The sequence below is a fragment of the Labilibaculum sp. genome (assembly GCF_963664555.1).
Classification (GTDB): Bacteria; Bacteroidota; Bacteroidia; order Bacteroidales; family Marinifilaceae; genus Labilibaculum.
The window spans coordinates 1,714,634-1,731,728 of record NZ_OY761461.1; the positions used below are offsets into that span (position 1 = coordinate 1,714,634).

Consider the following 17,095-nt stretch of genomic DNA (forward strand, 5'->3'; position numbering starts at 1 on the left):
TTACGAAATCGTTTTCGGTTTTGTGGCTGTATTTAAGGTATTGAAAAAATATGATTGTTCAGATTTATTAATTAACAAATCCAACCGCATTTTTATTTAGTCTGCATTTTAATAAAAATTAAACAAATGAGCAATTTGTTCATATCCTGTTGGTTAGGTGTTTTTTTGAAGAGCAAAGTGAATCAAGTGACAAAAAGCCAAACTTTAATCGTTAAATTTGCGTAATTAAAGTAAAAAAAATAGCCTTTCATCAAAAGGCAGACGCTTGGAGATTTGGAGTAGATGGTTTTTAACGAAAGAGTGAATATGAAAAGATTTCTACAGCTTATTGGTGTTACGATAATTATAGGATTTAGTTATTATTCTGGAACAGCACAAATTGTACGACCAGTTAATGATACAACTATTTGTGTTGGTGAATCTGTTATTTTAGAAGCACAAACAGGTTCATACATGTACAATTGGAGTACAGGACAACTTTCATCTGCAATTAGTGTCTCTCCGGCAGTAACAACCACATACAATCTTCGTGTCTTTGTTCCGGATACAGGAACTGAGTTAATTTCCAATGGTGAATTTGATCTTGGGAATACTGGCTTTTATAGTGAATATATCTATTGTCCGGATCCTGTTTTGTCTTCAGCTAGTCATTCCGATAATGAATCTTTGTGGATGGAGGGAAGATATGCTGTTGACAGCAATCCTCAGGCATATCACGCTAATTTTTCTCCTTGCAGCGGACATACAGGAAATAGTCCGGATAAAATGCTGATTGTTAATGGTGCTCCTGATGAAGATGTAGTTGTGTGGAGCCAGACGATTACGGTAAATCCGAATCAATATTATGCATTTTCTACTTGGGCTGCAAATGTTCATCCAACCAATCCGGCTCGATTGGAATTTAAGATTGATGGAGTTTTAATGGGGGATTATATTGAACCTAGTGCTGGATTGACTTGTAACTGGGAAGAGTTTTACTCTTTGTGGTATTCGGGTACAAAAACATCTATTGAAATATCAATTGTAAATAAAAATTTAATCCGAAGTGGTAACGATTATGCCTTGGATGGTATTTCTTTTAATCCTTTGGTTGAAGTGCCGGACAGCAGAACAGTTACAGTAATTGAACCTGCGATGATTGATGCGGGTTCAGATATTACTATATGTGGTAATGAAACTGCAGGTTTGAGTGCAGCAGTTTCCAACCAAACAGGTTTTTTGTGGTCAACTTCAGGTGATGGTACTTTTTCTAATCCTTCAAATGTTAATTCTACTTACACTCCGGGAAGTAATGATGCAGCCACTGGCAGTGTAATACTTACAGCGACAGCTAATTCGAATTCTCCTTGCGGAGCTGTCTCTGATTTTTTAACTCTTAATCTGAATCCTGTTCCAGTTATTGGTTTTGGTGATAATCAGGCATCTTGTGGTGGTGGAAATGTTATTTTAGATGCGGGGAATGCAGGTTCAATTTATTCTTGGAATACAGGGGAAACTTCCCAAACCATTGAAGTGTCAACAGCTGGAACCTATTCTGTTGAAGTGACAAATTCTTTTAATTGTGTTGATACTGATACTGTTTATGTTGGTTTCTATGCAAATCTAACAATTGACTTGGGACCTGACCGTACAGTATGCTCAGGAAATCCAGTGGTTTTAAATGCGGGAATTTCAGGAGCAACTTATCTATGGAGTACAGGTGAAACAACACAAGAGATTATAGTGTATGGTGATGGTAATTATTCTGTTACTGTCACAAATTCATATGGTTGTAATGCAACAGATGATATTAATGTGACTTTGGTTCCACCTCCGGTGGTTGATTTAGGACCTGATCAGGTTTTGAACGCAGGTGACGTAATTCGATTGGATGCAGGAAGTCACTTCTTCTATATTTGGGATGATGGATCAAGAAACAGATATCTTGATGTTGATAAGCCTGGTTTGTACGCTGTTCGTGTTTTTGATATGAATGGTTGTTCTGCTATGGATATGGTCAATATTACAAGTGCTGCGGGTACTGTGCCTGATGTAACTTTAAATGATACCATTATTTGTAGAGATGAGTCTGTTGAGCTTTACGCTGGAAATGACTTCTTATTTAATTGGGATGTAGATGGTCTTTCTTCCAGAGTCGTAGTTTCACCAGATTCAACAACAACATACAATTTACGTGTGTTCTATATTGATGAGACTTTGGAATTGGTTAATAATGGCGATTTTACTTTAGGGAATATAGGTTTTCAAAGTGACTACTACTATTGTTCAAGTACTTCAAGTTGGTCGTGTAGAAGCCGTTCAAGTAAATATACGGTTAGTAGTAATACTCGGGCATTTGGATCAGATAAAAGCAGTTGTACAGGTGTTACTGGAAATTCTCCCGATAATGTAATGGTTGTTGAAGGTGGATCTGTAAATAATACAGTTTGGGAACAAGATATAAATGTTGATCCGGATAGTTATTATGTCTTTTCTTTAAATATTACAAATCTTAAGAATGATAGTTTTGATGATTTTGAGCTGGTTGTTAATGGTGTTGTAATCGAAAGCTTTAGTACCAATTCTCCTTGTAATTGGGATAAATATCAAAGACTGGTTTATTCCGATAGCTCAAGTTCTTTAAATGTTCAAATCAATAATACAAGCACAACGGGTGTTGATAATGCTTTTGCTTTGGATGGTATTAGTATGTATAAATTATCTGAGATTCCATTAGATGTAACGGTTGAAGTTATTCAGCATGTAGTTGCTGATGCAGGTTCAGATCTTGCCATTTGTGAATCAGGGACAGCAAGTTTGAGCGGTGTTGTAAGCAATGAATCTTCATTTATCTGGAGAAGTCTAGGGGATGGTTTTTTTGACAATACTGGAATTTTGAATCCTACTTATACACCTGGTAGTGCTGATATCTTAAATGGATTTATTGATATAGAGCTAAGTGCGCAACCAATTGTTCCTTGTGTAAATCCTGCATTGGATACTGTGAGGGTCGATATTAATAGTAACCTGAATTTGAATTTAGGCTCTGATCAGGATATCTGTCAGGGAAATACAATTAGTTTGGATGCCGGTTATGTTGGTGCGAGTTATTTATGGAATACAGGCGAAACCACTCAGACTATTACGGTTTCAACTTCCGGGAATTATTCTGTTGTTGTAGCTGATGCCAACGGCTGTTCAGGCACTGATGATATAAATATTACCGTTCATCCAAATCCAATTGTTGATTTAGGTGCAGACCAAGAGGAGTGTAATGGAAATAACATCATGTTTGACGCAGGTCATCCAGGATCTACATATTTGTGGAGCACAGGCGAAACCTTGCAAGGAATTTTGGTGACCACTTCCGGGAATTATTCTGTTGTGATGACTGACGCCAACGGCTGTTCAGCTGCGGATGATGCCAACGCAACCATACACCCAAATCCAATCGCCAATTTGGGGGCAGATCAGGAAACCTGTGCCAGAGGTACAATTACTTTTGATGCAGGCAATGCAGGTTCAACTTATTTATGGAGTACAGGCGAAACCACTCAAACCATCAGTGTTTCTACTTCAGGAAATTACAGCGTAACAGTAACTAATGCCAACGGCTGTTCTGCTTCGGATGATGCCAACGCAACCACACACCCGAATCCAACCGTCAATTTGGGAGCGGATCAGGTAATCTGTGCTGGAGGCACCATCACTTTTGATGCAGGCAATGTAGGATCAACTTATTTATGGAATACAGGAGAAACCACACAGACGATTTCAGTTTCCACTTCAGGAAATTACAGCGTAACAATCACTGATGCCAACGGCTGTTCAGCAACAGACGATGCCAATGCAACCATACACCCGAATCCAGTTGTTGATTTAGGAATTGATCAGGAAACCTGTGCCGGAGGCACCATCACTTTTGATGCAGGCAATGTAGGATCAACTTATTTATGGAATACAGGAGAAACCACACAGACGATTTCAGTTTCCACTTCAGGAAATTACAGCGTAACAATCACTGATGCCAACGGCTGTTCGGCTTCGGATGATGCCAATGCAAGCATCCATGCAAATCCAGTTGTTGATTTAGGAATTGATCAGGAAACCTGTTCCGGAGGCACCATCACTTTTGATGCAGGCAATGTAGGATCAACTTATTTATGGAATACAGGAGAAACCACACAGACGATTACAGTTTCCACTTCCGGAAATTACAGCGTAACTGTAACAGATGCCAACGGCTGTTCGGCTTCGGATGATGCCAATGCAAGCATCCATGCAAATCCAGTTGTTGGTTTAGGAATTGATCAGGAAACCTGTGCCGGAGGCACCATCACTTTAGATGCAGGCAATGTAGGATTAACTTATTTGTGGAGTACCGGCGAAACCACTCAGGCAATCAGTGTTTCTACTTCAGGAAACTACAGCGTAACTGTAACAGATGCCAACGGCTGTTCAGCAACAGATGATGTGAATGCTACCATTCATGCGAATCCGGTTGTTGATTTAGGAATTGATCAGGAAACCTGTTCCGGAGGTACAATTACTTTTGATGCAGGCAATGCAGGATCAACTTATTTATGGTCTACCGGAGAAACAACTCAGGCAATAACCGTTTCGACAAGTGGAAATTACAGTGTAACAATCACTGATACCAACGGCTGTTCAGCAACAGACGATGCCAATGCAACTATTCATGCCAACCCAACAGTTAATTTGGGAGCAGATCAGCAGACCTGTTCAGGTGGAACAATTACTTTTGATGCTGGAAATATTGGTGCCACTTATTTATGGAATACCGGTGAAACCACACAGACAATCACAGTTTCAACTTCCGGAAATTACAGCGTAACAGTAACTGACGCCAACGGCTGTTCAGCAACAGATGATGTGAATGCAACTATTCATGCCAATCCAATCGTCAATTTGGGAGCAGATCAGGAAACCTGTGCCGGAAGCACCATCACATTTGATGCCGGAAATATTGGTGCCACTTATTTATGGAGTACCGGAGAAACCACTCAGATAATTACAGTTGCAGCGGGTAGCAATTATTCAGTAGTTGTGACTGACGCCAACGGCTGTTCCGCTTCGGATGATGCCAACGCAACGATTCATGCCAATCCAACCGTCAATTTGGGAGCGGATCAGCAGACTTGTGCCGGAAGCACCATCACTTTTGATGCAGGCAACGCAGGTTCAACTTACTTGTGGAGTATCGGTGAAACTACTCAGACGATTACAGTTTCTACTTCAGGCAATTACAGCGTAACAGTAACTGATGCCAACGGCTGTTCCGTTGCGGATGATGCCAATGCAACAATACACCCGAATCCAGTTGTTGATTTAGGAATTGATCAGGAAACCTGTGCCGGAGGTACAATTACTTTTGATGCAGGCAATGCAGGATCAACTTATTTATGGTCTACAGGAGAAACAACTCAGGCAATCACCGTTTCGACAAGTGGAAATTACAGCGTAACAGTAACTGATGCCAACGGCTGTTCAGCTACGGATGATGCCAATGCAACCATACACCCGAACCCGACTGTCAATTTGGGAGCAGATCAGCAGACTTGCTCAGGAAATACGATCACATTTGATGTAGGCAACGCAGGATCAACTTATTTATGGAGTACCGGTGAAACCACACAGACGATTACAGTTTCTACTTCAGGCAATTACAGCGTAACAATCACTGATGCCAACGGCTGTTCCGCTTCGGATGATGCCAATGCAACAATACATCCGAACTCAACTGTCAATTTGGGAGCAGATCAGGAAACCTGTGCCGGAGGTACAATTACTTTTGACGCAGGCAACTCAGGTTCAACCTATTTATGGTCTACCGGAGAAACAACTCAGGGAATAACCGTTTCGACAAGTGGAAACTACAGCGTAACAGTAACTGATGTCAACGGCTGTTCGGCTACAGATGATGCCAACGCAACCATACACCTGAATCCAACCGCCAATTTGGGAGTCGATCAGCAGACCTGTGCCGGAGGTACAATTACTTTTGATGCCGGAAATGTTGGTGCCACTTATTTATGGAATACAGGTGAAAGTGCACAGACAATCACTGTTTCCACTTCAGGCAATTATTCAGTAACAGTAACTGACGCTAACGGCTGTTCCGCTACGGATGATGCCAACGCAACGATTCATGCCAACCCAACGATAAACCTTGGGGCAGATCAGGAAACCTGTGCCGGCAACAGCATCACATTTGATGCAGGCAACGCAGGATCAACTTATTTATGGAGTACAGGTGAAAGTGCACAGACAATCACTGTTTCCACTTCAGGCAATTATTCAGTAGTTGTGACTGATGCCAACGGCTGTTCCGCTTCGGATGATGCCAATGCAACAATACACCCGAATCCAGTTGTTGATTTAGGAATTGATCAGGAAACCTGTGCCGGAGGTACAATTACTTTTGATGCAGGCAATGCAGGATCAACTTATTTATGGTCTACAGGAGAAACAACTCAGGCAATCACCGTTTCGACAAGTGGAAATTACAGCGTAACAGTAACTGATGCCAACGGCTGTTCCGCTGCGGATGATGCCAATGCAAGTATCCATGCCAATCCAACTGTCAATTTGGGAGCAGATCAGCAAACTTGCTCAGGAAATACGATCACATTTGATGCCGGCAACGCAGGATCAACTTATTTATGGAATACAGGAGAAACCACACAGACAATCACTGTTTCCACTTCAGGCAATTATTCAGTAACAGTAACTGACGCTAACGGCTGTTCCGCTTCGGATGATGCCAACGCAACGATTCATGCCAATCCAACCGTCAATTTGGGAGCAGATCAGCAGACTTGCTCAGGAAATACGATCACATTTGACGCAGGCAACGCAGGTTCAACCTATTTATGGTCTACCGGAGAAACAACTCAGGCAATCACCGTTTCGACAAGTGGAAATTACAGCGTAACAGTAACAGATGTCAACGGCTGTTCAGCAACAGATGATGCCAATGCAACCATCCATGCAAATCCAACATTAGATTTGGGAGCGGATCAAACACATTGCGATGGAGATTTTGTAGTTCTTGATGCGGGAACTCAAATTGGCAGTTATTTATGGTCTACCGGTGAAACTACTCAAACAATTACAGTATCTGATGCAAATAATTACTTTGTTGATTTTACAGATGCGAACGGATGTGTTGCAACGGATAGTATTGCAGTAAATTTTTATCCGGCTTTTGATTTTAATTTATCTTACTCAACAAATTTGGTTTGTTATGGAGATTCAACATATATAGAAGGTCCTGTTGCAACAGGATATTCGTATCAATGGAATAAGGATGGTTCTCAGCTAGTGGGCGAAACAAATTATTCGATCAAAGCTGGAGATACTGGATGGTACACTTTAAATATTATAAATGAGAATGGATGTTTAGGCTCCGATAGTGTGCATGTAGAAATAATTCATCTGCCAATTAATTCTCTTCCAAATCAGATTGATATGTGTTTTGGAGAATCTGTGATGTTGGATATAGGTGATGGAGAAAGCTTCTTATGGAATGATGGAATTACAACTCAGACAAGATTGGCCTACAGCAGTGGTGTTTATTCTGTTGAGGTTCGAGATTTGAATGGGTGTATTGGTTACGATTCTGTAAATGTAGTTGTTCATGATCTTCCTATAGTTGATCTGGGGCCTGACTTGTTTATTTGTGCAGGTGAAGAGTTGATTATTGAAGCGCCGGATGGTTATCATTCAGAATGGATTCCCGGCGGACAAACAAAAGAAATTTATGTATACGAGGAGGGTGAATTTACATTGAAAGCCACTGATGATTTTGGTTGTGTTGGTAATGATGAGATTCGAATATTTGTACACGAGAATCCGAATGTTTATTTGGGACGCGATACCATAATTGCAGAGGGAACTACTCTTTTATTAGATGCAGGTAGCGGATATGTTCAGTATGAATGGAACAATCAGGAAAGCTCACAATTTTTAAAGGTGGATCGAGATGGAGTGTATGCTGTGAACGTTGTAGATATGAACGGTTGCAGAGGCAATGGGAAAGTGAAAGTAGCTGTGAATCCCGTTCCAAAAATAAATTTGGGGGGGAATGCCGGTATTTGTCAGGGAACCTCTCTTATGCTGGATCCAGGGCACTGGGAAAGGTATCAATGGAGTACTGGTGAAACAACAAGAACAATTAATGTGAACCAATCGGGCAATTATATCGTAAGTGTTTGGGATGTATACGGTATAATGGGCACAGATACCTTGCATGTAGAGGTTTATCCTAGTCCTGAGTTAAGTTTGGCTGCAGATACCTTAAGCTTTTACAAAGGTCAGACTGTTACGATAGATGCTGGTTCGGGTTATTCTTCTTACTATTGGAGCACAGGATCAGATTGGAGAAGTATTGAGGTTGAAGAACCCGGCGACTATTCTGTTCAGGTAATGAATGATTTTGGTTGTGTTGCACAATCAGCAGCAGCAGTGAAATTATTACAACCTAAAATGGTTGTTCCAAATGTTTTTACACCAAACGGGAAAGGCCCAAATGAGATATTTTATCCTGTTTTTAAAGGTGTAGTTACCGATTTTGAATTGTATATTTATTCTCGATGGGGTGAGCAGGTGTTTGAGTTGCGAAAAGATGTTGTTAGTAATAATGAGTTGAAATACGATGGCTGGAACGGAATCTATAAAGGAGAAGAAGCTGAAATTGGCGTATATGTTTGGATGATTTTTTATGGTGGGAAAGAACGGGCTCACGGTACTGTAACCTTATTTAGATAATGAGAAACGAATTGAAAATAGTAGGTGTTGTTATGCTATTATTGAATTCTTTAAATCTGTTTTCACAAGATGTAGAGTTCTCTCAGTTCTATGCGAATAAAATTTATTTGAATCCGGCATTTGCCGGTTCCGATTTCGATCCCAGAATTTCATTTGGATACAGAAATCAGTGGCCTGAGTTAAACTCAGCGTACATAAGTTACAGCGTAGCTTACGACCAATATGTAAATGCGCTTGGCGGTGGTTTTGGACTTCAGATTATGCAGGATGAACAAGGCGATGGAACAATTAGTACCACAACGGCAAGTGGGATGTACTCCTACACACTTCGGGTGTCCCGTGATTTCTTGATAAAAACAGGCTTTCAGGTTTCATTTATTCAAAGAAAGTTGGATGATACTAATTTTACTTATCCGGATCAGACTGATGAATTTTATATCAATGGACTGATAAATCCTTTTACCGGTGAAGGGGTTATTGATCACTTAAGCAGGAATTATTTCGATTTTTCCACAGGGATGATAGCATCTTATAAAAATTGGTTTGTTGGTTTTGCAGCTCATCATATAACCGAACCAAACGAAACTTTTAAAGATGAAAGCGACTATTCTAAGTTGCCAAGAAAATACACTTTGCATTGTGGCGTTAACGTGCCGGTTTTCCGAAATGGTTTGCATCGAGCTGATTTTAGTTTAGCTCCTAATTTTTTGCTTCAACAACAAGGGACTAACAGACAGCTAAATTACGGCTTATATCTCTCAAAAGGTTCTGTTATTTACGGAATGTGGTACAGGGATAATTTGGAGTTGGAATACGATGCAATAATCCTGCAATTAGGAATTATTCGTGATTGGTGGCAGGTTTCCTATAGTTACGATAAAACGGTTTCTAAATTAATACACACAAACACAGGAGCTCACGAAATTTCTTTTTTAATGAGATTTAAAAATAAATCGTCAGGTTCTATGGAAAAAAATCTTAGGCGTCGAAGACAAATTGGTAGAATTAAGTGTCCGAAATTCTAGACTTTCATTAAATTATCTTGTGGATAATTTCAATTAATTCTTGTTTGATAATTGGTTTGGCAATGAAGCCATCAAATCCTGACTTAAGAACCTGTTCTTTTTCATTGGCTAAGTCATAGGCCGTTTGAGCAATTATTTTTGTGTCCGGACTATCTTTTTTAATTAGTTTAAATGTGTCGTAGCCATTTAAATTTGGCATTTGCAGGTCTAATAGAATCAGATCAAAATGGTTTTTTGTGCAATAATCAACAGCTATCTCTCCATTTTTTGCTACGATGAGTTCAGCTCCTGTTGTTTTAAGCATTTTTTCCAAGACGGTGAGATTTACCTTATAATCATCCACGATCAAAATCTTTTTTCCTGCTAAATTTTTATTGAAATCAGAATCTTCATTTGATGTTGAATTTACTGCAGGAGTCTTCTCTTTTTGATAAGGGATGCTGATGAAAAAGCTGCTGCCAACATCTACAGTAGATTCCAGCCACATTTTACCATTCAAAAGTTTTACCAGTTTTTTTGATATGGAAAGTCCCAAGCCAGTTCCTCCATATTTTCGAGCATGGGAATCATCTGCTTGTCTGAATTGGTTAAAAATAACCTCTTGCTTGTCTTTCGATATTCCAATCCCAGTATCTCTTATCGAAAAGATTATTTCATCTTCATTCAATTGATACGAAACTATAACACTGCCTTTTTCGGTGAATTTTAACGAATTTTCAATAAGATTTGTGATAATTTGTTTTAGACGAAAGGGATCAGTGTAAATAACAGATTGCTCATCACTTAATCCTTTTAAGAACTGAAGTTTAATATGATCTTTTCCTTTGCCCGTTTTAATTTTTTCGAAAGTCTGGTGTAATTCATCAAAAAGCTGATTTAAATTAAAAATTGTTCTGGAGATTTTTAGCTCTCCGGATTCAATTTTTGAAAAATCGATTATATCATTAATTAAATTTAGTAAGGAATTTCCACTATTTCTGATATGACTGAAAAATTGTTTTCTGGTGTCATAAGGGATATCATCTTCCTGCAACAACTCCGAGAATCCGATAATAGCATTCATTGGAGTACGTATTTCATGAGACATGTTGGCAAGAAAGGAAGATTTTAAACGATCAGATTCCTCCGCACGTTCTTTAGCAATTTCTAATTCTTTTTCCTTCTGACTACGAACGTCAATCATTCTGTTAATTGTTTTTGACATATCCCGAAATTCCGGGAAATATAATTCATCAGGATTAATTTTAATGGATTGTGTGGATGCTTTACGGAAGAAATTATTGAATGAAACGAAGTTTCGATTCATCTTTTTTGAAATAAATTTAGACGTGAAATAGAAGGCTAGAATGGCAATTACAATTAAAATAATAATTTGATAAATATATTTTAAAACTGTTTCCCGCAATTCAATATGGGCTGTTTGAATGTTTGCGTCAATATCTCTTGTGTAGATACCTGCTCCAATCACCCAGTCCCAATCGTCAATTGTTACGATATACGAAACCTTCGTTCCCTTTTCTATAGATGGATCTTGATATTCAACGAAACCTTTCCCATTAACTTCTGCTTGCGATAATATGTTTGCAACATTATTTCTACGAAGAATATTTTTATAGTCTCGATAGTTTTTCCCAATACTTTCATTGTTATTATGAAGCAGACAGGTTCCATCTTTTTTATATACAAAGAAAGAATTGTCATCACCAAGGCTTATTTGGTTAATTCTATTTAATGCTTCTTTTTGGTTTTCTTCTTCCAAGTCATCTAAAAAAGAAAAACTTCCAAAGTACCAATTGTAAGGTGTGAATTTCTTGATATATGACACCTTTGTGTAAGCGTTGTATTTGTTTTTTATCTTATTCGGATTTTCATATTTAGTGTAAGCTTCATCTTGATACATCATTAAGTTGATTTCATTCTTAATGAGATAATTTTTGTTCAGATCCTGAAAATCAATCAGGTTTTGCCCCTCCTTTTCTTTTGAGAAAGGATACAAAATCCCTTTTCCAGCTAAAGTGTTAATAAAAACGTATCCTTTATCATTCGAGAAACGAATGGGAGAAATAGCCTGCTTAATTATTTGTTTTATTTTCTGATCGGAGATTTTCCCTTTGTTCTGTTTGTAAATATTTGATGCAATAGCATGTGCTTGATTAACAAAGCTTTTAAGTCTGTTTTTAATTCTGTTTTCGGCCTGAGCATTTTGATAATTAATAAAATTAGTGCACTCTTCTGTTTTGCTTATCAACAATTTCTTTTGTTGAGCGATGGATTTAATTCTAAGAGCTTCTGATTCAATTGTGAATTTTGAGATTTCTTTATAGATCCAAATGCCTCCTATTCCAACAAGAAAGCTTACCGTTAATACAAGAAATAGCAGAAAGTAGGCTCTGCTAACACTAAGATTATTTTGTTTCTGTTTTAAAGGCCTTAAATTCATATTCTAAAATTAACTCAAATTTTGAATTGTTCTATTATTTGGTCAAAAATTGGATTAAATATTTCAAATCCGGATTGAATATCATTTTTCACATTTTCATCAATTAAGTTTTCGTTAAATTTATAACTGTTAGAATGTTTATTGATAATACTTATGTCGTAACGTTTCGTTTTTTTGTTGATTACGAAATGTGGAATTGTATGGAAAGCCGCTTTTATCGAAAATTGATCTTTGATCAAAATTTTCTTTTCAAGAAGGAAATTGTACAAATCAATAAAATGAATGGATGAGTTGGAAAGAAAGACCCGTAGTTCAAAATTTAAGGAAAGCGGAATCTCATAAAAGAAATTGAAATCTTTACATGCTTGATTTTGATAGTGGATTATTACCCTGTTCATATTCACATTAGCAGGACTGTATTCTATGTTCCATTCCAAATTAGTAATTGTATTTAGGTCTTTTTTTATTGCATGAAGAATTTTTAAACGGGGGAGTGTGTTGAGAACAAAATTTTGATTCTCAGAATACTCTTCACAAAGCTTCCCTAAATTTGTTGCAGTAAAAGTATATTTCATAAAATAATTTTTCTCAATTGGTAATTATAGAGAACAAAAGAAGTGAATTTATATGAATGGTTTATAAATTCAATTTAAAATTGAGTCTTTTTATGTTTTAAAATGTTTTCATAAACCAAATACGTAATAAAATAAAAATTGTTAATTTTTTATCTTTAATTTTTACAAAATCACACTTGTTATTAGTAATTCAGAATCATAGTAGATAAGCAAATTTATAGTTTGGGTTCGTTCTGCGGTGGATAGAATATCTTTAAAGTAATTATTTAAGCGTGTTTAATGCTGTTTCGCAGCAAATAAATGGCTGCAATTGTACTTGACACATTTGACACATTTTTAATTTATACTTATTTACTATTATTGCAGAATGATTTTCAGCCGAAGAGTATTATTCTTAACAATGTTATTTTTTGTTGGGATGCCAATGTGCGTAAAAGCATATTTGCAGTCAACAAGGAATTTTTCAATGTCTGAAGGTCTTCCCAGTAATATTATACTTGATATTTTCGAAGATTCCAGAGGTTTGGTTTGGCTTGCTACAGATGTAGGACTATTTGAATTTATTGGTGAGGAAATTAAGTTTAGAAAAGAACTATCAAGACTTCAGGGAGAAAGAATTAATTCAATTTGTGAAGACAAAAAGGGGAATTTATGGTTTGCGGCACAGGGTGTTGGCCTTTGTAAATTTGATGGTAAAAGGCTTTCAGTCTTTCCGTTGGATTCCGTGTCGGAAGAGAGCGATATTGCATGTCTTGCGAAAAATGCAGCAAGTGATAATTTAATTGTGGGATCATCAGATGGGGTTTTTGTATATAAAGAGCAAAACTCCAAATTGAAACGGGTTGGAAATTTATGGAACAAATCCGTTTTTAAGATTCGGCAATTTCAAAATAAATTTGTTGTAAATAGTGTCTCCCAAAAAGAGAATGTTGAATTTGAAATCGAGTCGGGCAAGGTTCTGGAATATCATATCGAAGCAAATTTACCCGTAGTTCAAATTGGTTATCAAAACAGTAATACTGAGCTCAGAAATCTTTTGGAATCTGGTAAGCCGTTTACTCTTATAACGAAAACAAAAAAGAAATTAGTTTGTGATGTTGTTGAGGTTGAGGGGAATGAAACCCAAAAATTTTATTTGTTGAGATATTTTGAAAAAGAAATAGAGAAACAAAAATTGATAAGGCTTCGTGGTGATTTATTGTCCGATTTGTCAGATAAAAAAATGTTGGATGAATGCGTGATTCATTCTATTTTTTTAAGAAAAGGATACGATGATTTATGGATTGGCACACACAATCAAGGTTTAATTCAATTGCAAAATTCAAAGTTCACCTACCTTGATTCTGACCTGCTTGGATTTAAAAATACTCTTTTGAAGGATTTGGTTTGTGATCGGAGAGGAAATATAATTGTGGCAAGTAAAAATGAAATTAGTATTTTTCAAGCTTCTCAGGTTCAGCATCGTTTAATAGTTAATGATTTCTGCTCACTGTCTGATAGGGAATTTAAGTGCCTCAAAGATTTCTCAATTTATAAATTGGGGACAGATAAGGATGAATTAGTATGGATATCAACGAGTAGGGGTTTTTTCACCCTTAATGTAGATAACTTTCAGTTAAAATATATTGGAATTACTCCCGCTAAGAATTTTGTGTTTACAGAGGATGACGAATTGCTTTGTTTCTGGCAGAATCAATTTAAGTTTTATACTAAAAGCGGATTGGATTCACAAAAACCGATATTGAAATTTCCAAAGTCGGCCCGCATTGGTGTAAGTAAAATGGTTGCGAAGAACTCGTCGATATGGATCTCAACCCGACAAAAGGGGATTGTTCAATTTAAAAATAATGAATTTAGGATTTTTAACAGAAAGAATTCGAATATTCACAATGTATTAAATGACATACTGGTATTGCCGGATTCTACAATTATTGCCAGTGGAAACAATGGTTTAATTTACAAAATAAAAAGTAAATCAAGTGGCTTGGTTCTTATTGACTCCATTACTGGTTTGAATGGATTGGTAGGGACCTCAATTCATGGTATTCAATATTTACAGGATGGCTCATTGTGGTGTGGAACGAATTTGGGAGTGCATCGTTTCGAGTACAGTTCATGGTTGAAAAATTCAGAGCTGAAATTTAAATTTTGGAACTCGAAAGATGGGTATTTTGATCAGTCGGGAGAACAGTCAGTTATTGATAAGGATCAGAATATTTGGGTTAAGACAAAGAACAGACTACTGAAAATCGAGACAAATACTGGGAATAGAAAGCATTTTGAGAGTAAAATTAGTATTAAATCAATTAGGATTCATGATGAGGATTGGAGACCAGCAGGATCGCAGGCAGATGTATGGACTAATTCTCCAATTTCACCTATTGAATTAAAATATGATGAGAATGATTTAGCTTTTGCGTTTGGATTAGATTTTTGCCAAAATATATCAAATGTTCGGTTTCGATATTTATTGGATGGATTTGATGAGAGATGGTCAAATTGGAGCAATTCTTCAGAGGCTGTATTTTCTCATTTGCCAAGTGGAAATTATACCTTAAAAGTAGAAGCGAAACATTTAAGCGAAGGTGTTATTATTCCTTTTTCTTTTGATATTGTTGTGAAGACTCCGTGGTATAGAATGTGGTGGTTTATCATATTGTCGGGCTTGGTTTTAGGAGGAATTGTTTATGTTGCTATGTGGTGTTATGCCTATTTTATTAGAAAAAGAGAAAAAGCAAGAACCAAACAGTTCAATAGGGTTATAGGTCTTAAAATGAAATCATTACAAAATCAATTGGATCCACATTTTATTTTTAATTCTTTGAATTCAATACAGAGTTATATTTTGGGAGAGAAAAAAGAGAGTGCATTGGAATATCTTTCTGATTTTTCGGATGTGTTGAGAAAGAAGATTGAAAATGCAAATAAGGATTTTATTTCTTTATCCGATGAAATTGCTTATTTACAACTCTATTTGAAGTTGGAACAAATGCGGTTTTCTAATAAATTTTCATACAAAATAACTGTAAATACGGCAATCAATCCTTATCAGTCTAAATTGCCACCAATGCTGATACAGCCATTTTTGGAAAATGCAATAAGATACGGGTTAGCAGGAGCGGAGACAAAGGGAGATCTTGATGTGAATTTCGAGATTGAACACGATGGTTATTTGCGATGCATTATTAAAGATAATGGTGTTGGGCGCAAAAAGACCAAAAGCCTGCACGAGGATTCTAATATTAAAATCCATCATAAAACAATGATTATTACAAAGGACAGAATTAAATTATTGAATAAAGTTCTGAGTAATGGTCGGGTATATGAATATTTTATTGAAGATTTGATGGATGAAAATGGATTTCCAAGTGGGACTAAAGTGGAGATCGGATTTCCTAAACAATAAGATGTCTACTTCAAATATTCACTAATTTTAGTTCGAAGAACTTCAGACAACTTTCCAATTATCTTATGAGAGCTTGAGTAACTAATTGAATTAATTCTTTTTATTGGTAAAATCAGTATTGATGTTCCGGTTAAAAAAGCCGCCTGAAAACTTGGTAAATCATCATATTTAATTGAGTGTTTTCGGACAGGGATTTTAAGTTCTTCAGCAGCTTCAATTACTTTGCTGCGAATGATTCCGTGTAAAACATCTGTATCCAATGCTGTATGCAATTCATCGTTTTTAATAAAAAAAAGATTAGACCTGCTTCCTTCAGTAATGTTTCCCATAGAGTTTAGAAGCAATACTTCAAAAATTTCAGCCTCTTTAATTAAATCATTAGTTGCAGAACGAAGGGAGTGGTTGTATACTTTTGCATTCGGTTTAGGTCGATCGGCCTGATGAACAAGAGTTCTAACACCATTCCTATACTGATTTTCGGTGGGATAATAATGTTGAATAAAGTAGGCCAGAAAAGTTTTATTTTCGCCTTCGATATGAAATACTAATTTGATATTGCCGTTTTGGGAATCGTTTAATGCAATTAAATTAGAAATACTTGCTTTAATTTCATTCAGGTTTAACCAAAGGCTTTGTTCAAGATAAGCTGCTGAATTGGTTAATCGTTGGAAATGAGATTCAAGAAATAAAGCTTTTCCAGATACGACCCGAATAACTTCATACAGGCTTATTCCCTGCAGAAAGATTTTATCATTAAAATCTTTAGCAGGTTTTGCTTTTTCATTTTTTAGAAAAATATAACGGAAACACTCACTCATATATCAACAGCCTCTTTTCTTAATGTAGATTTGCAACTACAAATAAACTTTTTTTACTCACC

Annotated in this window: 6 protein-coding genes; 3 read left to right on the forward strand and 3 right to left on the reverse strand. The window is 36.8% G+C overall.

Annotated elements, in window-relative coordinates; translation table 11 throughout:
* Positions 1 to 306: 306 nt before the first annotated feature.
* Positions 307 to 8,769 carry a T9SS type B sorting domain-containing protein gene (locus ACKU4N_RS06765; protein WP_321321834.1) on the forward strand — a complete coding sequence of 2,821 codons (8,463 nt, stop codon included), beginning with the start codon at positions 307 to 309 and terminating at the stop codon, positions 8,767 to 8,769.
* Positions 8,769 to 9,794 carry a PorP/SprF family type IX secretion system membrane protein gene (locus ACKU4N_RS06770; protein ID WP_321321836.1) on the forward strand — a complete coding sequence of 342 codons (1,026 nt, stop codon included), beginning with the start codon at positions 8,769 to 8,771 and terminating at the stop codon, positions 9,792 to 9,794. Before ACKU4N_RS06765 ends, ACKU4N_RS06770 begins: the two co-directional genes overlap by 1 nt.
* 7 nt (positions 9,795 to 9,801) lie before the next feature.
* Here ACKU4N_RS06770 and ACKU4N_RS06775 read toward each other — a convergent pair whose 3' ends face one another.
* Together ACKU4N_RS06775 and ACKU4N_RS06780 are read right to left on the reverse strand one after the other, a co-directional pair.
* The gene (locus ACKU4N_RS06775) at positions 9,802 to 12,234 is read right to left on the reverse strand and encodes a cache domain-containing protein (RefSeq protein WP_321321838.1); all 2,433 of its coding nucleotides are present in this window, start codon (positions 12,232 to 12,234) and stop codon (positions 9,802 to 9,804) included.
* Positions 12,235 to 12,248: 14 nt separating this feature from the next.
* A complete protein-coding gene (locus ACKU4N_RS06780) occupies positions 12,249 to 12,809 on the reverse strand; it encodes a hypothetical protein (RefSeq protein WP_321321840.1) in 561 nt (186 codons plus the stop codon).
* Between the two features lie 466 nt (positions 12,810 to 13,275).
* Here ACKU4N_RS06780 and ACKU4N_RS06785 point away from each other — a divergent pair, with 466 nt between their 5' ends.
* Entirely contained in the window at positions 13,276 to 16,215 is a 2,940-nt protein-coding gene (locus tag ACKU4N_RS06785; protein ID WP_321321841.1) for a sensor histidine kinase, read from the forward strand.
* 5 nt (positions 16,216 to 16,220) lie between these two features.
* On the opposite strand, the gene ACKU4N_RS06790 is transcribed toward ACKU4N_RS06785, so the two are convergent.
* Entirely contained in the window at positions 16,221 to 17,033 is an 813-nt protein-coding gene (locus ACKU4N_RS06790) for an aminotransferase class IV (protein ID WP_321321843.1), read from the reverse strand.
* Between the last annotated feature and the right edge of the window lie 62 nt (positions 17,034 to 17,095).